Below are 21,648 nucleotides of genomic sequence, written 5' to 3'. Positions count from 1 at the left end.
GAGAGTCTGAGCTCCGAACGGGCGCACGCATACCTCGCCACTCTCGCGGACCGCCTCACGCCGTACGCCGGGCTGCCGACGGTGCAGGAGTCTCCGCGCGCGTACGGCCGCTACTCCAATCCGCCTAAATTCGCCCTGTCGCTTTGGCCAGCAGCACGGCGAGCAGACCAGCGACAGATCCCGCACCGACGATCTCCCCGGCGTGGATTCGTTGCTCTACCTCGGCCAGCGGGATCCAACCGATTCGCGCGGTCTCGTTGATGTCAGGCGCGGCGCCCGTGGGCTCGGCCCCTCGGGACAGGTAGATGATGTTCTGCTGGTCGATGGTGCCGACCATGGGCTGGAAGCCCAGCAGCGGCTCCATGGTCCTGGGCCGCCAGCCGGTCTCCTCCTCGACTTCCCGCGCCGCACAGACGACGGGGTCCTCGTCGTGGTCAAGGTAGCCGCCCGGCAACTCCCAGACCCACCGGTCGATGATGAACCGGTGCCGCCACATCATCAGCACGCGGTCGGCCTCGTCCAGCACGATCACCATCGCGGCGGACGGCACCCTGAGTACGTACTGCTCGAACCGGACGCCGTCGGGTAGCTCGACGTCCGCGACGCTCAGCACGGCACGCCTCGTGTCGTCGATGACCCGCTCGTCGTGGATCGTCCACTCACTCGCCCGCCGAGCACCGGCTCCCATGTACCGCACCCTATCGCCGCGTTGCTGGTCCAACTCGCGATGCACGTTGATCCGGCTGGACGCGCCAGGCACAATCGCCAGGTGATCGCGAGCGTGTTCTTCGATGTGGGCGAGACCATCGTCGACGAGTCCCGTGAGTACGGGACCTGGGCGGACTGGCTCGGCGTCCCGCGGCACACCTTCTCGGCCGTCTTCGGCGCGGTCATCGCCCGTGGTTTGGACTACCGGGATACGTTCCAGGTGTTCCGGCCCGGGTTCGACCTCGCCGAGGAGCGGCAGCGCCGGGCCGATGCCGGGCCGCCGGAGCATTTCTCCGAGGAGAACCTGTACCCCGATGCCCGGCCCTGCCTGGCGGCTCTTCGGAAGCTGGGCGTGCAGGTCGGCCTAGCCGGCAACCAGACCGCCCGGGCCGAGACCATCCTGCGCGCGCTGGACCTGCCGGTCGACGTGATCGGCACCTCGGACGGCTGGAACGTCGAGAAACCCTCGGCCGCGTTCTTCGATCGCATCGTCGCGCAAGCCGGCTGCCCCGCCGCCCAGGTGCTGTACGTCGGCGACCGGCTAGACAACGACATCCGACCTGCACAAGCGGCCGGGCTCGCGACCGCCCTGGTACGACGCGGACCGTGGGCACATATCCTCGACGACCAGACCATCAGCGGCCGCTGCCTCTTCCATCTCGACTCGCTAGCCGAGCTGCCCGAGCTGGTACGCAGGCACAACGAGTCGGCCGCGTAGCTCCCCGGAAGAGCAGCCCGGCTGGTCGCGAGGGCGGCGGCGCGTTCGACGAACCGGCTCATCAGAAGAAGGCGTGGGCGGCGAGCTCGGCGTGGGTGGCCACCGCAGGTCCTGGCGGTCAGTGGTCGCGGCCGAGAAGGATGTGTGGATAGCCCTTGTTGACCGGTTGGCCCAGTTCGATATCAAGGGAGGCGATGAACGCGTTCAGGCGCTGCGTGGCGTCGCCGACGTCCACGGCCTCACCCTTGAACTCGAACTCGACGAAGTCGCCAGCGTCCACCACGTGGTCGAGGACGATCTCCACGTCGGGCAGGGTCCACGCCTCGCGGGTCTTGTCGACAGTCACGAGAGGTTGGAAGTCCAGAGATTCCAGCAGGAGGCGGACGGCCTCGGCATCCCCGACACGGGTCTCGTACTCGTCGGCATGGGTCTTGACGATGGCATCAACGGGGTGCCAGCGCTTGAAGTTGATCGACGCTCCGTGGTCTTCGTTGCGGATACGCAGCCACTCAGAGATCACCGTCGGAGCGAGAAAGTCGCGGTGCGGGGCGTTGTAGTAGGCGTCGACCTGTCGGGTGGGCTCGGCGGGTTTCGCGCCGATGTCGGTGAGTCTGGCCCTGAGGCGTACAACAGCCGGTCGTGTACGGACGGGAGCAGGTCGCGCATGGAACACCTCCGTGACGAACAGGGGTTGGGCATGGGCATGCGTCGCCAGCCCTGTGACAGCGGCGGGAAAGGAGCGGTGAATGGTGTGGAAGGGCGCGCTCAGGGCGGCGTGGTGGATCTGGCCCCGCCGTGGTGTCGGACGGGCCAGCCGAGGAACCGGTCGAACAGGTCCGTGGCGTCGCCGGTAGCGCTCGGGTTGAGCCGGTGCAGGTCGTCGATGGCCTCATAGAGCCGGCCGGCCATATGGAGGAAGAGACCGATAGCGTTGTCGCGGTACTCGGCGATCAGTGCCAGCCGCGCTTGTCCGCAGGGCCACGGCTGCCCGCAACGGCGGCACAGCCAGAGCGGACGCAGCGGCAGATGCTCCGTCGGTACTGCCCGGCCCAGTTCCGCCGGTCTTGCTCCGTTGCCGATCATCAGCGGTCGCGCTTCCGCGCCTGCTGCTCGAACACGATTCGCCAGACGTGCGTCAGCAGCGGCAGATCGGCCACCGGCCGTTCCACCGGTTGATCGTGATCCGTGAGGTCCCGGGACAGTTCACCGGTCGCGGCATACCGCGAGATATACACGGTCATGGCCGACCCCGGACCGGCGCTGGCCCCGGTGCGTGGTGGGCTTGCCTGCGCGCCGGCAAGCCCACCACGGTCGGCCAGCGGCAGGGAGCGGACCGCCGGTCACCAGCCCTCGCAGCCTCGGTGGCAGTACGCGAACGGGGAGTCACCCGTGCGGCCGACGGGGTGCCGGGCGTGAGCACTTGCCGGTGCGTCGGGTCGCCTTCCGACCTGCCGCCCAATGGCACGTCCATCTGCATCTCCCTGGCGTGTGAGTGCCGCTGGCCCGTCGGCGTGCCATGGAGTCAAGGTGAACCTGGACCGGCCCGCCGACGTGTTCTGCGTTAACGATCGCTGGAATGTCAGGGCGGAAATAGACGCACGGTGGTGGGCCACGGTGCACCTCACCGTGTCTGAACTGGGCTGACGCCTAGGGGACGGGCGGCACACGTCCCCTAGACCTGGAAGGCTTGCTTCAGAGGATCCGCCACTGGCGCAGATCCGCCCCGTCGTCAACGAGGCCGGCAATCCGGCGATGCACTTCGTCGGCGGCCTCGGTTCCGGGGCGGGACTATCGGGCGTTGGTAGCGATCATTTGCAGCTCGCGTAGCTGGCACAGCTCCTCGAACTGGGACCAGGAGGTGACATCCCAGCCGTAGGCGGCGGTGAAATCGGCGAAGGCTCCCTGGCCGGGCGGGTCGAATCGGCGGCAGTGGACAGCGACCGTAGCGATGTCCCACTCCCTGGGTCCGAGGGCGGCACCGTCCCAGTCAGCCAGTACGGGCGTGCCGTCGAAGCGCCGCAGCGCGTTACGGATCTGCGGATCAGACTGGATCAGGCTCGTACCTAGGGGAAACCGCATGGCTTCCCAGCTGACCGCCAGCGTCTCGAGCCGGCCCATCAGCAGATCCTGTTCCTTGCCGTTCAGGACCTCAGAACGGGCGACGGACCATTCGATGCTGCGGATCGGTCGCAGTATCGGCAGCGGCATCGGCGGAGCCGGCAGGGCGTGCAGAACTCGGAGAAGCGTTCCGAGCTCGGAGACGGTGATGGGGTTGTCGTGCGCCGCGTCCAGACGCTGCCAGACCGTGACGGCGTGCCCACCCACCCGCAAGGGCTGGGACAGTCCTGGGTGAAGGCCCACCGTGGGGAAACCGTGGTCCACCAGCCAGTCGACCGCAGCCACCATCACACGCACCCGTTCCAGGTCATGGTCGCCGGGAGCGATCTTGATAACCACGTCACCGACTGCGTAGACGGCGTTGGTGTGGTGCCGCAGCAGGGTCGCGTTCGAGTCGGGGTAGCCGAGGAGACGACATACCTCGGCGAGCACCGGCCGGGTGCGCGCCTCGACGAACATGGGGCTCCTAGGGACCGAGTGGGGCTGTGGTCCCAAGCCTACGGGCGCTTTCGCGGCACACCCGCACATAGTCCGTCAAGACGGCGACCTCACCACGATGGCTCTCGTCAGGGATCGCCGTTGCCACGTCGGTCGCCCTGGTCAAGATGATCTCCGTCCGCTGCGCCTCGGGCAGGTCCGCGACGGCGTCACGCGCGGTCACCGCCGCCTCGGTCGCCCGCCGGTCCTGCGCAAGGCACATCGACCGGTCCAGGGCGATGAGCGCCGCATCGATCGGTACGGTCGGAGCGGCACCGTAGAGCCGCAGCGCCTCCTCCTGACCCGATACGCCTCACCCGTGTCACCGAGCCAGGTGTACGCGCCGGAGAGGTAGAACAACAGCCGCTTCTCCGGAAACCTGAAGGCGACGTCGGTGTCCTCGTCGCCAGCCTGATCGAACAGCCGACGCGCCTGGTCGATGGCCGACCGTGCCTGCTCGGCGGCGCCGATCCGGGCCAGGGCACGCGCCCGACCTGCGGCTGCCAGGGCACCCGGCGGCGATGCGATCGATGTGACCGCCAAAGCCGCGTCAGCTAACGCCACAGTTTGGGTGGGATCGCCGAAGTAGTACGGCAGCATCGCCGCTTGGGCCCGCACGAGCACCCTGAAACGAGGCTCCCCGCTGTCGTCCGCCGCGTTGATTGCCGTGCCGTACCACCGCCGAGCCTCAGCCACATCTCCGAGCCGCATCAACGCATCAGCGCACATCGTCGCCAGCAACGCCGCCACCCCGGACAGCCGGGACTGGACCGCCGCCGGCTGCCGCCGCAGCGACAGCATCTGAACCTCGCGGCAGTCGGCAGCCAGAAACGACAGCATGACCTGGGGCGAAGCCGAGGGGTAGACCCTCATGTGCTCGCTGGCGGACTCTTCGATCAACTCTAGTTGTGGAGGAGCGACGCTCGACGCCGCCAGAGCCTCGTCCAATCCCAGACGAAGTCTCACCAGATCGCTGATCTCCGCGCTGGTACCCACACCGGCCAGCGACCGGTCCGCTCCACCCTCCACAGCGACACGGCCAAGGTCAACAGGCACAACCGCGTCCTCGTCGCGGCCGAGCCCCATCGCCGGACGCGGAATGTTCAGACCGTCGGCTATCCGTTCCAACACCTCGTAGGCCGTGACCTGCCGGACGCCCTTGGCTATCTCCGCAGCGCGGTTGGACGAGACACCGACCAGAGCTGCGATCCTGCCGTATGACACGCCCCGCGCGTGGAGGAAGCGGAAGACAGCAGTGACATCGCGCCGCCGCAGAGACTCGCTGATCGGGCGGCCGTTCCAAAATCCCGAGTTCCACCACTCAGGGTCCACCTGCACGGCCACGAGCACCCCCGATCAAACGACGGCCACTCGCCAGCACAGCGCATCCGCGCCGTCACATCAAGTCAAGGCGGCCAAGTCGACGGCATCCACCCCAGTTTCGGCACATGCAGCAACACCCGGAACACCCACGATGGGCCCTCACGATGTCGCCACCTGGGATCAAGCAACCAGCCTGCCCTACATCGAGCGCAGGGCCTCCTTATTGGAGGAGATGAACTCGGTCAGCCCTTCCGGCTTTAGATCTACCGCAGGCAGCTCGTCGAGCCTAATCCGGTCCAACTGGTAGCCACCACGCGACGGCTCAGCGAACTCCTGCCCCGTGCGGGCGTCCTCGTTGAGCCGAAGTAGCCGGCAAGCGAAGAAGTGCTGGACGGAAACGCCCTCACCAGCGGGAGCAGTGAACAGGAACACCTGAGCGAACCGATCGGCCTCGACACCGAGTTCTTCCTGCAACTCCCGACGAAGCGCAGCCTCCAGGGAGACATCCGTCGGCTCCACGCCACCGCCCGGCGTCGTCCAGTACGGCGCCTGGCCTGGCTTGATCCGCTTGATCAGCACGAGGCGGTCGTCCTCGTCCAGCAGAATCGCCCGCACCGACCTCCGCACGATCCGACGCACGACCAACCCCCATCCACCCGACGGATGCACTGGCGACAACACAGCCATTTGATCTTCGAGCCTGACCGCTGGCATCACACCGTGTCCGCAACGGTCCAGCGGCTCCCGAGCGCCCGGCGAGCACCCAACCGGCCGTACGGCGTACGGCAAAAGGCCCCGACCAGGCGGAAACCGCCTGGTCGGGGCCTTGGTGTCTGGTACGCCGCGTAGGACTCGAACCTACAACCCGCGGATTAAGAGTCCGCTGCTCTGCCAGTTGAGCTAGCGGCGCTCGCTGACAACGCGGGCAACCCTAGCATGTCCGGCCGTCCAGCTTCCAACCAGTTGCCGGCAACGAGCCGTCTGTCCGGCGGACCTGCCCATGTGCGCGGATCTGGCACCCTTCCGGATCAGGCACGAAGGGCATGGCGGGTGATGCACGATGTCGGCAGGGACGGAACAAGGAACGGGGACTGGCATGCACAAGGTCAGGAGGGGTTGGTCGGTCGCGGTGACACTGGCAGTCATCGCACCGGCGGCACTGGCAGGGTGTGGATCGGACAAGACGCCACGATTCGTCAACGGCCAGGTGGCCACGGCGAGTCCGACACCCCCGCCGGAGCCGTTCGAGTTCGCCATCGCGCCGAAGGCGGACGCGAAGAACCTGCCGATCAGTACGGAGATCGGCACCACGGTCAGCGGCGGGGAGGTCACCTCGGTGACCCTCGTCGAGGACGGTGGCGGCGAGGTCAGCGGCAGTATGCGGGAGGACGGCACCGCCTGGGTGCCGGACAAACCACTCAAGAATCAGAAGAAGTACACGGCGACCGTCGTCGCGACCAGCAGCACCGGGGAGGAGGAGACCAAGACTACTTCGTTCACCACGATGGGCAGGTCCGGGTCGCAGACCGGCACCGGCCTCTACCTGTTCGACGGGCGGACGTACGGGGTGGCGATGCCGGTGGTGGTCGAGTTCTTCCCCGGCATTCCGGAGCAGGAGCGGGCCAGCGTACAGAAGCGGATGTTCGTCGAGACCGACCCGCCACAGCCGGGCACCTGGCACTGGGTGTCCAACGGTACCCAGGCGTTCTACCGGGCTCCGGACTTCTGGCAGGCCGGCACGACGTTGACCACCCGAATCGCGCTGGACGGCCACCCGACCGGTGACGGCCGGTACGGGGACATGGACCGGGGCGCCACCGCGAAGATCGGCGAGAAGGTGACCGTCGAGGTCGACAACGCCACCAAGCAGCTGTCGATGTTCAAGAATGACAAGCTGGTCAAGCAGATGCCGGTCAGTCTCGGCAAGCCGAGTACGCCGTCGTCGAGCGGCACCATGGTGGTGATGGACAAGCAGGAGCAGACCGTCTTCGACACCTTCGCCGAGTTGGGCCCGGAGGAGGGCTACCGGACGGACATCTCGTTCGCCCAGCGGATCACCTGGGGTGGCGAGTTCATCCACGCCGCCCCGTGGTCGGTCGGCGATCAGGGAGTACGCAACGTGTCACACGGGTGTGTCAACCTGTCGATGGACAACGCCAAGTGGCTGTTCAACCAGACCAAGGTCGGTGACCCGATCACGGTCAAGGGCACTGAGCGGGAGCTGGCGGACGGCAACGGCTGGACGGCCTGGAACCTCACCTGGGACGAGTTCGTCAAAGGTAGTGCGTTGCCGGTGCCGGCCGATCTACAACCGGCAAGGGCTGGTTCACCGGCACCGACGACGCCGGCTCCAGTACCGACAGCGACGTCCGGGTGACGGTCGATGCGTTTCCCGTCCACACGGGGGGCACAGTATGACATCTGAATGACTGCCAACAACGGACGAATGTGACACGGCTGACCGAATGTACCGGACGATCCGGGGAATACCGGTCAGCCGTGTCGCCGTTGCGTACGTTTGGGGCACGAACCCGGGAGTTGCCCCACCGCGTCTTTGTTGGACGATGGGATCCGGGGACCGAACTTCGTGAGGGGATCATGCGAGTCAGCCGCTTTCAGGTAGAGCCGCGGATTGGGCGGGCGCGACCGCCCGTACCGCGGGTTGTCACGGCCGTCGCGCTCGCCGCCGCGCTCGCCCTCACCGGTGCCTGCACCGGCGCCGGCGACGCTCCCACCTGGCAGGGCGGCACGGAGTCCGACCCGAGCCCGAATGCGCAGGCCACGATCACCGAGCCGGCCGCCGACGCCACCGACGTGCCCGCGTCGACGGCGATCACCTTCACCACCACCGACGCGACGCGGACAACGGTTGAGTTGACCGACGTCGACGGCAACCCGGTGCCGGGCGAGGTCGACGCCGACGGCTCTGTCTTCCTCCCCGACGGGCAGCTGGAGTACGACGCCGCGTACACCGCGACGGTGACGGTGACCGGCGACGACGGCGAGACCACCGTGACCAGCCACAACTTCCGGACCATGGCCCAGCCGGGCAATCAGGTACGAGTGTCCAGCTTCCTGGGCGACGGCAACGTGGTCGGCGTCGCGATGCCACTGATTCTGCGGTTCAGCCGGGACATCCCGCAGGACTACCGCGACGACGTGCAGCGGCGGTTGAGCGTCGAGACCGAGCCCGCCCAGGAGGGCATCTGGTACTGGGTGAGCCCTACCGAGGTCCAGTTCCGGCCACGCGAGTTCTGGCAGGCCGGCACCCAGCTGTTCTACAAGGCGCAGACCGGTGGCCTGCCGATGGGCGACGGCTGGTACGGCCGCAACGACCTGACCGTGGACGCCGAGGTCGGTGCGGCGCTGGTGATGACGGTCGACAACACCAGCAAGACGATGGTGGTCACCAAGGACGGCGAGACGATCAAGGAGATCCCGGTCAGTCTCGGCAAGCCGAAGACGCCCTCCTCCAGCGGCACCATGATCGTGATGGAGAAGCTGAAGGAGACCGTCTTCGACACGTACGAGGAGCTGGGCCCGGAGGAGGGCTACCGGACGGACATCGAGTACGCCCAACGGCTGACCTGGGGCGGCGAGTTCATCCACGCCGCCCCGTGGTCGGTGGCCGACCAGGGGGTACGCAACGTCTCACACGGCTGCGTCAACATGTCGGTGGACAACGCCAAGTGGCTGTTCAACCAGACCAGGGTCGGTGACCCGGTCACGGTCAAGGGCACCGAGGTCCAGCTCGCCAACGGCAACGGTTGGACGGTGTGGAACCTCAGCTGGGACGAGCTCGTCGAAGGCAGCGCCCTGCCGTACGAGCCGGAGTCGACCGAGTTGGCAACGACGGAGTCGACGCCGGGCGGTGCCGCCGGCGGGTCCGGAACCAGCTCGGACCCGCAGGCCTGACCCGTCCCCACCCGGGAACGGGCACCGAGCAAAAGCGCCCGGCCAGGATCAGATCCTGGCCGGGCGCTTCGGTATGGGGTGACTGAAGGGACTTGAACCCTCGACACCCGGGACCACAACCCGGTGCTCTACCTGCTGAGCTACAGCCACCAAGAACCACACCCGGCAGACTGCCGCGTGGGGTGCCGACCAATGATAGCCCTACCGGCAGGCATCACGTCGAGCGGGTTCCGCCGGGCCGGCCCGGCCGCCACCCAGCGGCCGGTCGTTCGGCGACGGTCAGAGGCCGGCGGCGATCGCCTTGGCCGCGTCGACGTCCGGGCCGGGCAGCGGCACGAAGATCGACCGCCGGTAGTACTCCAGCTCCCGGATACTCTCCCGGATGTCCGCCAGCGCCCGGTGCGACAGCCCCTTGGCCGGCTGCCCGAAATAGACCCGGGGGTACCAGCGCCGGCACAACTCCTTGATCGACGAAACATCGATCATGCGGTAGTGCAGGTAGGAGTCGAGTCGCGGCATGTCCCGGGCCAGGAAGCCCCGGTCGGTGGCGATCGAGTTGCCGCACAGCGGCGCGGTCTTCGGCTCCTGCACGAAGCTCGTCACGTACTCAAGTACCCGGTCCTGCGCCTCGGCGAGGGTGACCGCCGAGCGCCGCACCTCCTCGGTCAGCCCGGACTTGGCGTGCATCTCCCGCACCACGTCCGGCATCCCGGCCAACGTCTCCTCGTCGGCGTGGATCACCAGATCGACGCCGTCGCCGAGCACGTTGAGGTCCGAGTCGGTGACCAGCGCGGCCACCTCTATCAACGCGTCCCTGCCGAGGTCGAGCCCGGTCATCTCACAGTCGATCCAGACAAGAAGATCCGCCACGCGGACAGCCTACGCGGCACCGTCCAGCAGCCGACCAGGTCACCGGCGGCGGCCCCCGCTAGGCTCGCGGGCGTGCCCGCCGACACCCTCCCGGACGGCCCCGCGCCGCGCCCCGTCGACGACAGATCACGTACGCCGCGCCGGATCGCGGTCGTCGTCGCGCTCAGCGCCGCCGTGGTCGCCGCCCTGATCTGGTACGGCAACCGGCACGACTTCTACGACCTGAAGATCTACCTCAGCGCGATGCGCTGGTGGGCCGACGGCAACCCGCTGTACGACTACGTCCAGCCCGACATCGTGCAGGGCCAGCTCTACTTCACCTATCCCCCGTTCACCGCGTTGCTGCTGCGCCCGTTCGCGGCGGTGGGCGCCGGGACCGCCGCCGCCGTGTTCACCGTCGGCACGCTGCTGGCGGTGGTGGTCACCACGGTCTGGCTGGTCACGCCGATCGCCCGCCGACGCGGCCTGCCGCGCTGGTGGCTGGCCGGTTTGGCGGTACCGCTGGTGGTACTGATCGAGCCGACCCGGGAGACGATCTTCCTCGGGCAGATCAACATGCTGCTGGTCGTGCTGATCCTGGCCGACCTGCTGCTCGCCGTACCGAAGCGGTCCCGCTGGGCCGGCGTCGGCATCGGCCTGGCGACGGCGATCAAGCTGTTCCCGGGGATCTTCATCGTCTACCTGCTGGTCACCCGTCGGTGGCAGGCGGCGCTGGTGTCCTGCCTGGCGGCGGCGGCCGCCACCGGGCTCGCCGCGGCGGTCGCCCCGGCCGAGTCGTGGCGGTTCTGGTTCACCGAGCTGTGGAGCACCGAGCGGGTGGGGCGCAGCGACTACACCGGCAACCAGTCGCTGCAGGGGCTGCTCGCCCGGCTGGCCGCTCCGGCCGAGCCGGACCGGCTGGTCTGGCTGGTGCTGGTGGCCGTCGCCGCCGGCTACGGGTTGTGGCGTGCGGCCCGGGCGGCACGGGCCGGTGACGAGCTGGCCGGGCTGACCCTGACCGGCCTGGTGGCCGCGCTGATCGCACCGATCACCTGGCCGCACCACGTCTACTGGTTCGTCCCGGCGCTGATCGTGCTCCTCGACGCGGCGCTGCCGGCCCGCCCGCCGGTCGCCGCCGGGCCGCAGCCGGCGGCGGCCCGGAGCGGAGTCCGGGCCGCCGGACCGGCGGCGTCGGCGGCACTGGCGTTGGCGGCGGTCATCTTCGCGGCGCTGGTCGTCGGTGTCGTGTCACTGATCGACTGGGGCCATGCGAAGGAGCCGACCGACGATCCGGCCACCTTCGTGCTGCGCAACCTGTACGTGCTGGCCGCCGCGCTGCTGCTGGTCAGTCTGCCGATCCGCCGTCACCCGACGTCGACTCCGGGCGGGTAGCGGCCGCTGGGGCAGCCGCCGGAGCAGGCGTCGGGCGGCGGGTCCGGGCGAACGCCAGCCCGCCGAGTACCAGCCCGCCGAGGCCGGCGAGCAGCCCGACGATCCCCACCCCGAGCGCGGCACCGCTGCCGCCGGTGTCGCTGCCGGTCGCGGCGTCGTCGGCCGGTGCCTCGTCGTCGACTGGCTCCTGACCGCCGCCGACGGCGGGGCTGTCCTGCTCAGCCGAGGTCAACGTGAGCACGCTCGCCGGGGTGGCCGGCTCCTCCTCGCCGGGCACCGGCACCTCGATCCAGCGCACCACGGTGCCGTCGGAGTAGGTCTGCAGCGACTTGAAGACCAGCTGTTCGGCGTCGGGCAGCGGGCCCATCCGGATTGGTAGATCCAGGAACTCGCCCGGCTGCACGCTGGCCTCCGCGGTCTCGGCTGTCCACACGACCCGGGACACCGCCTCAGTCACCTGGGCACCGTGTACCTCCAGCGGCGGATCGACCGGCGCCGTCTGCACCTCGACGGTCCAGCCGGGCACCCGGGCCAGTGACACCGAGGCGATCGGCGTGTCCTCCGGCATCACCACTTCGACCTTGACCGTGCTGTGTTCGTCGCTCTCGTTCGGCACCTGGAAGTCGAGGCGGGCGTAGTCGCCAGACGGCGCCTGCGTCGGGTGGACCGTGATGTGTGCGGCCGCCGGGGCGGCCAGACCGAGGATGCCGACGACGGCGGCCGCACCGGCGAGCGCCGCAACGCGGACCGGTGTGCGTCGGTGACGGAGCATGAAGTAGCCCTTTCTAGTTGATCTCCACCGTGGTGGCGACGGTCGCCTGATCGATGTCGGAAATCCGGACGGTGATCCGCAGCTCCCAGTCTCCCGCAGCCGGCAGGCTGATCTCACCGGTGGCGTGGTTGTCGGTCAGCGGCAGCAGCGGGATCTCGATCGGTTCGACCCCGCTGGCCGGCAACGCCGCAGTGGCCTGCCATTCGATCACCGGCTGCGGCCGGTTGTCCTCGGTGTAGGCGTACAGGTGGACCGAGTTGTTGCCCCGCCGGGCCGGGTCCACCTCCACCTGCAGCGAGTAGATGTCACTGGTCAGCGTGGTGGAGAAGTAGCCGCTGTCGGCCCGCAGGTCCTCGCCGATGGCGGTCCGGGCCGGGGTGGTCTGCACCAGCACCGCGGTGACCGCCAGCACCACGGCGGTGACGGCCAGTTCGGCGACGATCGCCTGCCGCATCCGGCCGGGACGTCCGGCGGCGCTGCGGTTGCGCACCAGCTGCCGCGAGTACGCCGCCACCGCGAGGACCAGCCCGAACAGGCCGATCTTGGCCAGCAGCAACCGGCCGTACGTGGTGCCGAACAGCGCCTCGAAGGTACCCACCTCGATCAGCGCCTGCACCGTACCGGCGAGCAGCAGTGCGCAGACCGCCAGCGCCGCCCAACGCGACCAGATCGGCAGGATCGCGGCGAGTTCCCGCTCCTCGGCCTGCCGGAGCAGGAACACCGCGAGCATCGCCAGACCGCCGAGCCAGACCGCCATCGAGCTGAGGTGCACGGCGTCGACCACCACTGAGACGGCCGGTACCGGTGAGGCACTCGGGTGACCGGCCAACGGCCAGGTGAACACCCCGATGACGGCCAGGACGCCGAGCAGGATCTGGTCGCTGCGGCCTTCCGAGCCGGCCAGGAAGGGCCGCAGCAGCACCGCCGTGGCGGCCAGTACCCCGAGCCGGACCAGCAGCGCTGCGCCGATCCCGCTGCCGAGGACGTCACGCAGCGCCGCGCCGTCGGCGTCGCCGATCCCGCCGCCGGTGACGTACGGTGCCTGCAGCCAGATGGTGGCCAGGGTGGACGCCGCGACCAGTCCCAGCCCGGCCCAGGTCAGGCGGCCCGGCCCGCTGCGGGTCAGCCGGCGCGGCCAGAGCATGCTCAGCACCAGCACCGGGCCGACGATCAGCAGCAGTCCGGCGTACCCGACGAACTTGGCCGCCTGCAGCAGCCCGCTGACCAGCGGATCGGTGTCGGCGCCGCCGTCGTCGGTCGGCACCGCCGACGGCGCGCCGACCGAGTAGGTGAAGCCGCCGCTTACCGGGTGTCCGTCGGCGGAGATCACCCGGTAGCTGACCAGGTAGGTGCCACGCGACGTCTGTTGTTCGACGGAGACGGTGACCACCGCGCCGTCGAAGACCGGCTCGCCCTGGTCGACGCGCTGCCCGTCCGGGGCGATCACCCGGACCCGGTCGGGGACCTGCCGCACCGATTCGGAGAAGGTCAGCACCACTTCGGCCGGGGCGTTCGGCAGTACCGAGTCGGTCACCGGGCTGGTGCTGACCAGGACGGCGTGCGCGCTGGCCGGCGCTGCGGCGGGTAGCAGGACCACGGGCAGTGCCGCCAGCAGCAGGCCGGCGACGACCACGAGGCGCGACGTCCATCTATTCGTTGCGGCAGTCATGGGCAATATGCTCGCCGGTCCACCTGGGTCCACGCGACCCGGCCTCCCCTCATTGGTGGTTGGTCGGTTGGTCGGTGGCCGAAGTTCCGCGATGCTCGATGTGACGTACGACATCGGATCTTCCGGTTTGATGTCCCGCCTCCGTGGAACTCGGCATCGGGTGCGCAGCGACTAACAGACATGAGGGTACGACCCTGGATCGGAGCCGCCGTCCGCCTCGGGCTGGCTGCCGTCTGGTTGGTCGCCGGCGGGTCGAAGGTCACCGACCTGGCCGGGTCCGGCCGGGCGGTCAACGCCTACCAGGTCTTTCCGTACGACCTGGCGATGGTGATCGGCGCCGCGCTGCCCTTCGTCGAACTGGCGCTCGGCGTGCTGCTGCTGATCGGGCTGGCCACCCGGCTCTGCGCGGTCGTCTCGGCCGGCCTGCTGGTCGTCTTCATCGCCGGCATCACTTCCGCGTGGGTGCGTGGGCTGCGGATCGACTGCGGCTGCTTCGGCGTCGGCGGTGAACTGGCCGCCGGGCAGACCCCTGCCTACGGCCCGGAGATCGCCCGCGACCTTGCGTTCCTGACGCTCGCCGGGTTCCTGGTGTGGTGGCCGCGCACAGCACTGTCGACGGATTCGTGGCTGAACAGCAACAGATAGTCATCTTCTAGGTAGATCGGCGGGTGACGGCGATGAGCCGACGAGTGGAGCAGAAGAAGGCAGCCCGGGTGGTCCGCGACCAGCTGGCCCGGGAGCGGCGGCGCCAGCGTGCCCTCTGGACGTCGGTGGCGGCCGTGGTGGCGCTGGTTCTCGCCGGCATGATCGGCTGGGCCGTCTACCAGACCCAGCGCGGCGGCGAGTACACCGCGCCACCCGGTGCGGTCGCCGACGACTCCGGCATCCCGATCGGCGACGGCCCGGTCACCGTCGACCTCTACGCCGACTTCCTCTGCCCCGCCTGCCGGCAGTTCGAACAACAGGTCGGCCCGACCCTGGACCAGCTCGTCGAGGATGGCAGGATCACCCTGGTGTACCACCCCGTCGCGATCCTCGACCGGCTCAGCGACGACGCGTACTCGACGCGGGCGTCGGCGGCGTCCGGCTGCGCGGCGGCCGGCGGCCAGTTCGAGGAGTACGCCGCCGCGCTCTACGAGCAGCAGCCGGCCGAGGGCGGCCCCGGGCTCAGCGAGGAGCAGCTGATCACCGTCGGCGGTGAGGTCGGGCTGGACACCGGCAGCTTCGGCCAGTGCGTCCGGGACGACACCTACGGCGGCTGGCCGGCCCACGTCACCGAGCAGGCCGGCCGGGCCGGGGTCAGCGGCACCCCGACCGTGATGGTCGACGGCGAGACCGTCGCATCGAGCGCCCAGGCCATCACCGCCGCCGTCGACGCGGCCGGCTGACGTGCGGTTCACCCGGCGGCTGGCGCAGGTGCGGGCCACCCGACTGGCCGGCCGGCTTGCGGTGTTCGTCGGCGTGGCGGCGGTGCTGCTCACCGGTGCCGCGACGCCGGCCACCGCGCACGGCGCGGACGCCCCTGCGGCCTCCGACTACCGGGTGGCGGTGACCGGCACCGTGCCGGCAGTCGACGGGCTCACCGTGCGGGTCGTCGAGGCCGGTGCCCGGCTCGAGTTGACCAACCACAGCGGCCGGCCGGTCGAGGTGCTCGGCTACGCCGGGGAGCCGTACCTGGAGATCCGACCGGACGGGGTCTACCAGAACCGGCGCTCCCCCACCGCGTACCAGAGCGAGACCCTGGCCGGCGACACCCCGGTGCCGGCCGACGCCGACCCGGCCGCGCCGCCGGACTGGCGACGGATCGCCGACCGGCCGGTGGTCCGCTGGCACGACCAACGGACCTACTGGCTGGACGCCGCGCCGCCGGACGCGGTGCGGGCCGCACCCGACCAGGTGCACCGGGTACGCGACTGGGTGGTGCCGCTGCGCGACGGCGTCACCCCGGTCGAGCTGCGCGGCACGCTGGACTGGATCCCGCCGCCCGACCCGCTGCACTGGTGGGGCGGCACGCTGCTCGGTGCCGTACTGATGATGGTCGCTCTGGTGGCTACCGCCCGCCATGATCCGCGGACCGCACAGCTGGTCTCCGCCGGCGGGCTCGCCGTCGGCGCGGCGGCCGCCGTCGGCTATGCGATGGCCCGCGCCGTCGAATCCGGCACCGGTGGCCCGGCCGGCCTGCTCAGTGTGCTGCTCGACGGCCCGGTCTGGGCTCTGCTGACCGGGCTGGCCGCGCTGGCCGCCGCCGGGTACGCGGCACGCCGCCGAGCCGGTGCCGAGCTGGCCCTCGCCCTGACCGGCACCTGCCTGGCGGTCTTCGCCGGGGCGGCCAACGCCGCCGTGTTCACCCGGGCGATCGCCCCGGTGCCCGGACCGGCCTGGTGGCCGCGGATCGTGGTCGCCGCCGTCCTGGTCAGCGGGGTCGCCGTGGCGCTCGGCGCGGTGCTACGCCTGCGCGCGGAGCCCGTCACCGGCCCGGAAAGCGTCGGGCGGGCCGCCGGGGACGGACCGGGCAGCACCGGCCCGGACGGAGGCGAGCTGGCGCGCGGCGAGCAGCGGGTCGAAGCCGAACGGTAGCTCCAGCCGGTGCCGGGCCAGCAGCTCCGCGTCGGCGAGCAGGTCTGTGGTCGGACCGTCCGCCACCACCCGGCCGCCGTCCAGAATCACCGACCGGTCGCACAGCTCCAACGCGTACGGCAGGTCGTGGGTGACCATCAGGATCGTCACCGGCAGCCGGTGCAGGACCTCGGCCAGCTCACGACGGGCCGCCGGGTCGAGGTTCGACGACGGCTCGTCCAGCACCAGGATCTCCGGACGCATCGACAGCACCGTCGCCACCGCCACCCGCCGCCGCTGGCCGAAGGACAGGTGCTGTGGGGACCGGTCCCGGTGCTGCGCCATCCCGACGGCGTCGAGCGCCTCGTCGACCCGCGCCGCCAGCTCGGCACCGCGCAGCCCCAGGTTCGCCGGGCCGAACGCCACGTCCTCGGCGACGCTCGGCAGGAACAGCTGGTCGTCCGGATCCTGGAAGACGATGCCGACCCGGCGGCGTACCTCGGCCAGGGTCGCCCGCCGCTGATCCACCAGCAGCCCACCGACCTCGACCTGACCGGACCCGCCCCGAAGTACGCCGTTGAGGTGCAGCACCAGCGTGGTCTTGCCGGCACCGTTGGGCCCCAGCAACGCCACCCGGGCCCCGGCGGGCACGGTCAAATCCACCCCGTGCAGCGCCGGATGCCCGTCCGGGTAGCTGAACCGCAGGTCACGCACCCGCAGCGACGGCGGCACCGGGCCGACAGACGGCATCGGACCGCCGTCGCCGGCCGGCTGCGTCGAGCCCGCGTCGACCGGATCGCTCACCGCGACAACACCGCCACGGCGGCGATGGTAGCGGCCGTCACCGGTACCGACGCGGCCAGCATCCACTGGCCGGCCGTGGCACCGCCGGTGGCCTGCCAGGCCACCGGCATCCGACCGGTGTACCCGCGGGAGATCATCGCCAGGTACACCCGCTCGCCGCGCTCGAACGCCCGCAGGAACAACGCGCCGACGCCGGCGGCGAACCCGCGTACCTGCCAGAGGAAGCGCGGGTCGTCGCCCCGGGAGATCCGGGCGATCCGCATCCGTCGGGCCTCGTCGACCAGCACGTTGACGTAGCGCAGCATGAACGTGGCGATCTGGGTGACGATCGACGGGCAGCGCAGCCGGTCCAGCCCGACCAGCAGTTCGCGGCTGGTGGTGGTGGCCGCCAGCAGCAGTGACGCGAGCACCCCGAGGGTGGCCTTGGCCAGGATGTTCCAGCCGCCGTAGAGGCCCTCGACGGACAGGCTCAGACCGGCGAGCGGGATCCGTTCACCGCCGGCCAGCAGCGGTAGCGCGAACGCGAAGGCCACGAACGGGACCTCGATCAGCGACCGCCGGGCCAGCCAGCCCGCCGGCACCCGGGCGACGACGGCGACCGCCACGACCAGCAGCAGATAGCCGCCGAAGGCCCACAGCCGCTCGCGCGGGGTGGCCACCACCACCAGGGTGAACGCCAGCATCGCGGCGATCTTCGTCTCCGGCGGGAGCCGGTGCACCGGGCTGTCCCGCTCCAGGTGCAGCAACTGCGCGTGCCCGGCTCCCACCGCTGGTCAGCTCTTCGGTCCGCCGGCCGGCGCCCGGGCGGCCAGTGCCTCGCCGGCCGGCCGGCGGCTGCGGGTCAGCCAGAACAGCCCACCGGCGACCGCGAAGGTGAGCAGCACCCCGACGACGCCGGCGACCGCCGTACCGATGAAACCGTTGTCCACGGCGGTCAGGCCGTAGTCGGCGAACGGGCTGTCGGCCAGCTCGTGGTCCTGCGCGCCGGAGCCCATGCAGGCCCCGCCGACGATCTCCTCGCCGTCGAGTTCGCAGCCCTGGGTCGACGCCGAGTCCAGCCCGTCGGGCGAGCCGGAGGCGAAATTGCTGACCACGCCGGCCAGCAGCAGCGAGACGAACAGGCCGGCCAGGATGAAACCGGTGTTGCGCTTCATGCGGCACCTCCGGCGGAAACGGAATGGCTGGTGGTCGGGCCGGTCGGGTCAGGGGTCGGGCTGGTCGGGCGGCGCAGGCCGCGCAGGGCGTACACCAGGTCGGGCCGGGTCCGGGCGACGGTCAGCACGGTGACCGCGGCGATCAGCCCTTCACCGACGCCGATCAGGACGTGGGTACCGGTCATCAGGGCCAGCACCTGGCCGAGGCCGAAGTCCTGCAGCGCGGTGGTGCCGCCGATGGCGTACTGCAGCACGAAGCTCAACGCGGCTGCGACAACGCTGACCACCGACGCGACGAAGGCGGTGACCGCCAGCCCGGTCGGCGTGCGTGGCAGCACCCGTAGCAGGACGAAGATCAGTCCGTACGCGGCGGCGGTGCCGACCAGCGCCATGTTGGTGACGTTCGGGCCGATCGCGGTGACCCCGCCGTCGGCGAACAGCAGTGCCTGCACGATCAGCACGATCGAGACGCAGAGTGCGCCGACCCATGGGCCGACCAGCAGCGCGGCCAGCGCGCCGCCGAGCAGGTGCCCGCTGACTCCGGGCAGCACCGGGAAGTTGAGCATCTGGACGGCGAAGATGAACGCGGCGACCAGGCCGGCCATCGGGGCGAGCCGGTCGTCGAGGTCCCGACGGCCGCGGACGACGCAGTACCCGAAGGCCACGGCGGCAAGGACGGCGCAGCTGATCGCTACGGGGCCGTTGAGCACCCCGTTCTGGATGTGGAGTGCGAGGGGGTCCACGTGGTTCCTCCCGGCTGGGCAGTCCGTTGGTGGCGCGGCCAGCCTATTTCGCCATCGCTGCTCTTGCATAGAGGATGCAACTGATCACGGTTGGCGGCCCAACCCGACCGGTAGCGGCGGGAGTAGGCTCCCGCCATGACCTCAGCTGCCACCGACGGGCCGGTCCGCCTCGCGCCGGGCGATTCCGCCCCGGAATTCACCTTACGGACCGACAGCGGCGACCAGTTGTCCCTCAAGGAGCTCCGCGGGCGCAACGTGGTGCTGTACGCGTACCCGTCGGCGATGACCCCGGGCTGCACCAAGCAGGCGTGTGATTTCCGCGACTCGCTCGCCGGGCTGCAGGCCGCCGGCTACGAGGTGGTCGGTATCTCTCCCGACAAACCGGAGAAACTCGCCAAGTTCCGCGAGCGGGACGGGCTCACCTTCCCGCTGCTGTCCGACCCGGACAAGGCCGTGCTCACCGCGTACGGCGCCTACGGCGAGAAGCAGTTGTACGGCAGGACGGTCACCGGGGTGATCCGGTCGACCTTCGTGATCGACGCCGAGGGGCGGATCACCAGAGCGCTGTACAACGTCAAGGCCACCGGCCACGTCGCCAAGCTCCGCCGCGACCTCGGCCTCGACTGACGCGGCAGCCGCCGCCGGCTCCGGCTCCGGCCGACCGGGATTCGGCTAACCTGTCCTCGGCACGTAACCTAGGAGCGCTCGGGGCCGTAGCCCAATTGGCAGAGGCATGCGACTTAGGATCGCACCAGTGTGGGTTCAAGTCCCGCCGGCCCTACACAACGCCTGTCACCCAGGCCACCCGGAGTCGACACACCGCAATGATGCACCCACTCCACGTACGGCTGGGCTTCGTCCTTGATCCGCCGCTCGACGACGAGCTGCGCGAGCGGATCATCGCGGTCTGGGCGGACGCGACCAACGCCGGTGGCGCGGTCGGCTTCGTCGCCCCGGTGACCGTCGCCGACGTACGCCCGACCGCCGAGGCGGCGTTCGCCGGGGTCGCCGCCGGCATCGACCGGCTGCTCGTCGGCCACGACGATGCCGGGCTGGCCGCGTTCGTCTTCGTCACCAGCAACCGGTTCGACCTCAAGGAACACTGGCGGGTACTCAAGCGGGTGGTGGTCACGCCTGACCGGCAAGGGCGCGGCTACGGGCTGGCTCTGATGGCCGAGGCGGAGCGGGTCGGCCGGTCGATGGGGCTCTCCGCGCTGCAGGTCACCATCCGCGACGGGCACGGGCTGCCCGCGTTCTACCAGCGGTGCGGCTACCGGGAGGTGGGCCGGCTGCCGGGCGCGCTGCGGGTGGCCGACGGCGACGACCGGGACGAGATCATCATGTGGCGGGAACTGAGCGGCGCATCAGCCAGCAGGCCGGTGACAGGCTGACGGGGGGATCGGTCAGCCGCAGACTGACGGCGGCTCGGCAGCAGCCGCGGCCGGCACCGTCGACGGGCTGGCGGCCGCGCCGAGACCCGCTGCACCGGCGGTTGGCGACGGACCCGGCGAGGCCGACCCGGTGGGCGTTGGACCTGGCGACGGTGGTTCGGCGGCCGCCGTGGCCTGCGCCGGCGGCGGCCGGTCACCGGAGCCGTCGGCGGCCGAGGACGACCCGGCCGACCGGGAGCCGGAGCTGGAACCCGATCCGCTGCCGTACAGCCGCACGTCGGTCCGCTGGGTCCGCCCCGGGGCCAGCTGGACCCCCGGCACGGTCGTCCGGTTGCCGTACACGTCGGTGACCCGCAGGGAGTACGGGCCGGGGCCGAGTCCGTCGTCGGCGAGCCAGTAGTTGTAGTCGTGCCGGACAAGTCCGCGCCACCCCGATCCGGTTCGGGCCTCGACCGTCGCGAGCGGGTTGCCGTGGTCAGTGACCCGTACCGCGAACCACCACTGCGACGCGCCCTCCTTGACCCGCACTGCGAGCGGCCCGGTCGGCGGGTCGACCACCGCCCGGTAGCTGACGTCGACGATGCCCCGCACCGGGTCAGCGATCCGGGCGAACGCCTCCCGGGACAGGTCGAGGTGGCCGGCGGCGCACTCCGGGCACTGGTCCATGACGACGACGCGGACGGTGCCGCGGGGACCGGTGACATCGAGGTACCCGCCGCACGCGGCGGCGTCGGCGTACTCGTCCGGGCCGAGCGCGACGTACATCCGGTCGGCCGGCGCACTGTCGAACGAACAGTTGCCACCCTGCCCCTGCGCGTCGTAGAAAGTGGCCTTGCCCTGGTTGGTGCCGCCGCCGGCGGGTGGTGCCGCGCAGGCCGGGCTGGCACCGACCTGGGCAGCCAGCAGCAGGCCGAGCAGGCCGGCCCCGGCCGCCGACGCGCCGCCGGCCAGCCAGCGGGTCCGGCCGGCCGGGAAAGGCCGGCGGGCATGGAAGGCGGGTCCGTCGTCGGTCACGTCCAGCGATGCTGCCGTACTGCGACGTACCCGGGCAACGGTCCT

Annotated in this window: 22 protein-coding genes, 3 tRNA genes and 2 pseudogenes; 10 read left to right on the top strand and 17 right to left on the bottom strand. The window is 70.4% G+C overall.

Translation table 11 applies throughout. The features are described from left to right. Positions 1-124 precede the first annotated feature (124 nt). Positions 125-688 carry an NUDIX hydrolase gene (locus tag O7553_RS04660; protein ID WP_281553633.1) on the bottom strand — a complete coding sequence of 188 codons (564 nt, stop codon included), beginning with the start codon at positions 686-688 and terminating at the stop codon, positions 125-127. 81 nt (positions 689-769) lie between these two features. Between O7553_RS04660 and O7553_RS04655 the strand changes: the two genes are divergently transcribed. Further along, complete coding sequence (locus O7553_RS04655) at positions 770-1,426, top strand: HAD family hydrolase (RefSeq protein WP_281553632.1); 657 nt, start codon at positions 770-772, stop codon at positions 1,424-1,426. A gap of 118 nt (positions 1,427-1,544) precedes the next feature. On the opposite strand, the gene cyaB is transcribed toward O7553_RS04655, so the two are convergent. The 7 genes and pseudogenes from cyaB to O7553_RS04620 form a co-directional block, all read right to left on the bottom strand. Further along, complete coding sequence (cyaB, locus tag O7553_RS04650; protein WP_281553631.1) at positions 1,545-2,099, bottom strand: class IV adenylate cyclase; 555 nt, start codon at positions 2,097-2,099, stop codon at positions 1,545-1,547. Positions 2,100-2,191: 92 nt separating this feature from the next. Further along, positions 2,192-2,509, bottom strand: coding sequence for a hypothetical protein (locus O7553_RS04645; RefSeq protein ID WP_281553630.1), 318 nt, complete (start codon positions 2,507-2,509; stop codon positions 2,192-2,194). After that, on the bottom strand, positions 2,509-2,667 hold the full coding sequence (gene amcA, locus O7553_RS04640; protein ID WP_281553629.1) for a multiple cyclophane-containing RiPP AmcA: 159 nt from the start codon (positions 2,665-2,667) through the stop codon (positions 2,509-2,511). The genes O7553_RS04645 and amcA overlap by 1 nt, the downstream gene beginning before the upstream one ends. A gap of 451 nt (positions 2,668-3,118) precedes the next feature. Continuing rightward, positions 3,119-4,003, bottom strand: a pseudogene (locus tag O7553_RS04635) (phosphotransferase). A gap of 198 nt (positions 4,004-4,201) precedes the next feature. Further along, entirely contained in the window at positions 4,202-5,365 is a 1,164-nt protein-coding gene (locus tag O7553_RS04630; protein WP_281553628.1) for a hypothetical protein, read from the bottom strand. A 177-nt stretch (positions 5,366-5,542) separates the two neighbouring features. Next, positions 5,543-5,983, bottom strand: a complete 441-nt coding sequence (locus O7553_RS04625) for an NUDIX domain-containing protein (protein ID WP_281553627.1) — start codon at positions 5,981-5,983, stop codon at positions 5,543-5,545. Between the two features lie 195 nt (positions 5,984-6,178). Beyond that, a tRNA-Lys gene (locus O7553_RS04620) sits at positions 6,179-6,254 on the bottom strand. 186 nt (positions 6,255-6,440) lie between these two features. Between O7553_RS04620 and O7553_RS04615 the strand changes: the two genes are divergently transcribed. Together O7553_RS04615 and O7553_RS04610 are read left to right on the top strand one after the other, a co-directional pair. Then, positions 6,441-7,721, top strand: a complete 1,281-nt coding sequence (locus O7553_RS04615) for an Ig-like domain-containing protein (protein ID WP_281553626.1) — start codon at positions 6,441-6,443, stop codon at positions 7,719-7,721. Between the two features lie 221 nt (positions 7,722-7,942). Continuing rightward, a complete protein-coding gene (locus O7553_RS04610) occupies positions 7,943-9,259 on the top strand; it encodes an Ig-like domain-containing protein (RefSeq protein ID WP_281553625.1) in 1,317 nt (438 codons plus the stop codon). 74 nt (positions 9,260-9,333) lie between these two features. On the opposite strand, the gene O7553_RS04605 is transcribed toward O7553_RS04610, so the two are convergent. Together O7553_RS04605 and orn are read right to left on the bottom strand one after the other, a co-directional pair. Continuing rightward, positions 9,334-9,409, bottom strand: a tRNA-His gene (locus tag O7553_RS04605). Positions 9,410-9,538: 129 nt separating this feature from the next. Next, a complete protein-coding gene (gene orn / locus O7553_RS04600) occupies positions 9,539-10,129 on the bottom strand; it encodes an oligoribonuclease (protein ID WP_281553624.1) in 591 nt (196 codons plus the stop codon). A 72-nt stretch (positions 10,130-10,201) separates the two neighbouring features. On the opposite strand from orn, the gene O7553_RS04595 reads away from it, so the two are divergent. Beyond that, on the top strand, positions 10,202-11,500 hold the full coding sequence (locus O7553_RS04595) for a glycosyltransferase family 87 protein (protein ID WP_281553623.1): 1,299 nt from the start codon (positions 10,202-10,204) through the stop codon (positions 11,498-11,500). Here O7553_RS04595 and O7553_RS04590 read toward each other — a convergent pair. Together O7553_RS04590 and O7553_RS04585 are read right to left on the bottom strand one after the other, a co-directional pair. Next, positions 11,454-12,272, bottom strand: a complete 819-nt coding sequence (locus O7553_RS04590; protein ID WP_281553622.1) for a YcnI family protein — start codon at positions 12,270-12,272, stop codon at positions 11,454-11,456. The two genes, O7553_RS04595 and O7553_RS04590, sit on opposite strands and share 47 nt — an antisense overlap. A 13-nt stretch (positions 12,273-12,285) precedes the next feature. Next, positions 12,286-13,941 carry a copper resistance protein CopC gene (locus tag O7553_RS04585; protein WP_281553621.1) on the bottom strand — a complete coding sequence of 552 codons (1,656 nt, stop codon included), beginning with the start codon at positions 13,939-13,941 and terminating at the stop codon, positions 12,286-12,288. Between the two features lie 180 nt (positions 13,942-14,121). On the opposite strand from O7553_RS04585, the gene O7553_RS04580 reads away from it, so the two are divergent. Genes O7553_RS04580 through O7553_RS30110 form a run of 3 tightly spaced genes read left to right on the top strand, consistent with a single transcriptional unit; the run spans position 14,122 to position 16,518 of the window. Next, positions 14,122-14,586 (top strand): MauE/DoxX family redox-associated membrane protein, encoded by a 465-nt coding sequence (locus tag O7553_RS04580; RefSeq protein WP_281553620.1) that lies wholly within the window; start codon positions 14,122-14,124, stop codon positions 14,584-14,586. A 32-nt stretch (positions 14,587-14,618) separates the two neighbouring features. Further along, positions 14,619-15,329, top strand: coding sequence for a thioredoxin domain-containing protein (locus tag O7553_RS04575; RefSeq protein ID WP_281553619.1), 711 nt, complete (start codon positions 14,619-14,621; stop codon positions 15,327-15,329). 1 nt (position 15,330) lies between these two features. Next, positions 15,331-16,518, top strand: a complete 1,188-nt coding sequence (locus O7553_RS30110; RefSeq protein WP_348650105.1) for a hypothetical protein — start codon at positions 15,331-15,333, stop codon at positions 16,516-16,518. On the opposite strand, the pseudogene O7553_RS04570 reads toward O7553_RS30110, so the two are convergent. The 4 genes and pseudogenes from O7553_RS04570 to O7553_RS04555 form a co-directional block, all read right to left on the bottom strand. Continuing rightward, positions 16,504-17,247 (bottom strand): annotated as a pseudogene (locus tag O7553_RS04570) (ABC transporter ATP-binding protein); the annotation flags it as partial. The gene O7553_RS30110 and the pseudogene O7553_RS04570 sit on opposite strands and share 15 nt — an antisense overlap. Before the next feature lie 50 nt (positions 17,248-17,297). Continuing rightward, a complete protein-coding gene (gene cbiQ, locus O7553_RS04565) occupies positions 17,298-18,068 on the bottom strand; it encodes a cobalt ECF transporter T component CbiQ (protein WP_281553618.1) in 771 nt (256 codons plus the stop codon). 6 nt (positions 18,069-18,074) lie between these two features. Further along, positions 18,075-18,455 (bottom strand): PDGLE domain-containing protein, encoded by a 381-nt coding sequence (locus O7553_RS04560; RefSeq protein WP_281553617.1) that lies wholly within the window; start codon positions 18,453-18,455, stop codon positions 18,075-18,077. Next, positions 18,452-19,198, bottom strand: a complete 747-nt coding sequence (locus O7553_RS04555) for an energy-coupling factor ABC transporter permease (protein ID WP_281553616.1) — start codon at positions 19,196-19,198, stop codon at positions 18,452-18,454. The genes O7553_RS04560 and O7553_RS04555 overlap by 4 nt, the downstream gene beginning before the upstream one ends. A 135-nt stretch (positions 19,199-19,333) precedes the next feature. On the opposite strand from O7553_RS04555, the gene bcp reads away from it, so the two are divergent. The 3 genes from bcp (at position 19,334) to O7553_RS04540 (ending at position 20,589) form a co-directional block, all read left to right on the top strand. Further along, a complete protein-coding gene (gene bcp / locus O7553_RS04550) occupies positions 19,334-19,825 on the top strand; it encodes a thioredoxin-dependent thiol peroxidase (RefSeq protein ID WP_281553615.1) in 492 nt (163 codons plus the stop codon). An 80-nt stretch (positions 19,826-19,905) separates the two neighbouring features. Then, positions 19,906-19,979, top strand: a tRNA-Leu gene (locus O7553_RS04545). A gap of 43 nt (positions 19,980-20,022) precedes the next feature. Then, entirely contained in the window at positions 20,023-20,589 is a 567-nt protein-coding gene (locus O7553_RS04540) for a GNAT family N-acetyltransferase (protein WP_281553614.1), read from the top strand. A gap of 12 nt (positions 20,590-20,601) precedes the next feature. On the opposite strand, the gene O7553_RS04535 is transcribed toward O7553_RS04540, so the two are convergent. Continuing rightward, positions 20,602-21,603, bottom strand: coding sequence for an expansin EXLX1 family cellulose-binding protein (locus tag O7553_RS04535; RefSeq protein WP_281553613.1), 1,002 nt, complete (start codon positions 21,601-21,603; stop codon positions 20,602-20,604). Between the last annotated feature and the right edge of the window lie 45 nt (positions 21,604-21,648).

It is taken from the genome of Solwaraspora sp. WMMA2059 (genome assembly GCF_027497315.1).
Classification (GTDB): Bacteria; Actinomycetota; Actinomycetes; order Mycobacteriales; family Micromonosporaceae; genus Micromonospora_E.
Note: the sequence above shows the minus strand (reverse complement) of the source record. Positions and strands in the feature narration are given on the sequence as shown.

Coding starts and splice junctions, on each gene's coding strand:
- O7553_RS04585 (WP_281553621.1), bottom strand. CDS start 13,941: ATGACTGCCGCAACGAATAGATGGACGTCGCGCCTCGTGGTCGTCGCC.
- bcp (WP_281553615.1), top strand. CDS start 19,334: ATGACCTCAGCTGCCACCGACGGGCCGGTCCGCCTCGCGCCGGGCGAT.
- O7553_RS04615 (WP_281553626.1), top strand. CDS start 6,441: ATGCACAAGGTCAGGAGGGGTTGGTCGGTCGCGGTGACACTGGCAGTC.
- O7553_RS04645 (WP_281553630.1), bottom strand. CDS start 2,509: ATGATCGGCAACGGAGCAAGACCGGCGGAACTGGGCCGGGCAGTACCG.
- O7553_RS04560 (WP_281553617.1), bottom strand. CDS start 18,455: ATGAAGCGCAACACCGGTTTCATCCTGGCCGGCCTGTTCGTCTCGCTG.
- O7553_RS04575 (WP_281553619.1), top strand. CDS start 14,619: ATGAGCCGACGAGTGGAGCAGAAGAAGGCAGCCCGGGTGGTCCGCGAC.
- O7553_RS04590 (WP_281553622.1), bottom strand. CDS start 12,272: ATGCTCCGTCACCGACGCACACCGGTCCGCGTTGCGGCGCTCGCCGGT.
- O7553_RS04660 (WP_281553633.1), bottom strand. CDS start 688: ATGGGAGCCGGTGCTCGGCGGGCGAGTGAGTGGACGATCCACGACGAG.
- O7553_RS04540 (WP_281553614.1), top strand. CDS start 20,023: ATGATGCACCCACTCCACGTACGGCTGGGCTTCGTCCTTGATCCGCCG.
- O7553_RS04610 (WP_281553625.1), top strand. CDS start 7,943: ATGCGAGTCAGCCGCTTTCAGGTAGAGCCGCGGATTGGGCGGGCGCGA.
- amcA (WP_281553629.1), bottom strand. CDS start 2,667: ATGACCGTGTATATCTCGCGGTATGCCGCGACCGGTGAACTGTCCCGG.
- O7553_RS04580 (WP_281553620.1), top strand. CDS start 14,122: ATGAGGGTACGACCCTGGATCGGAGCCGCCGTCCGCCTCGGGCTGGCT.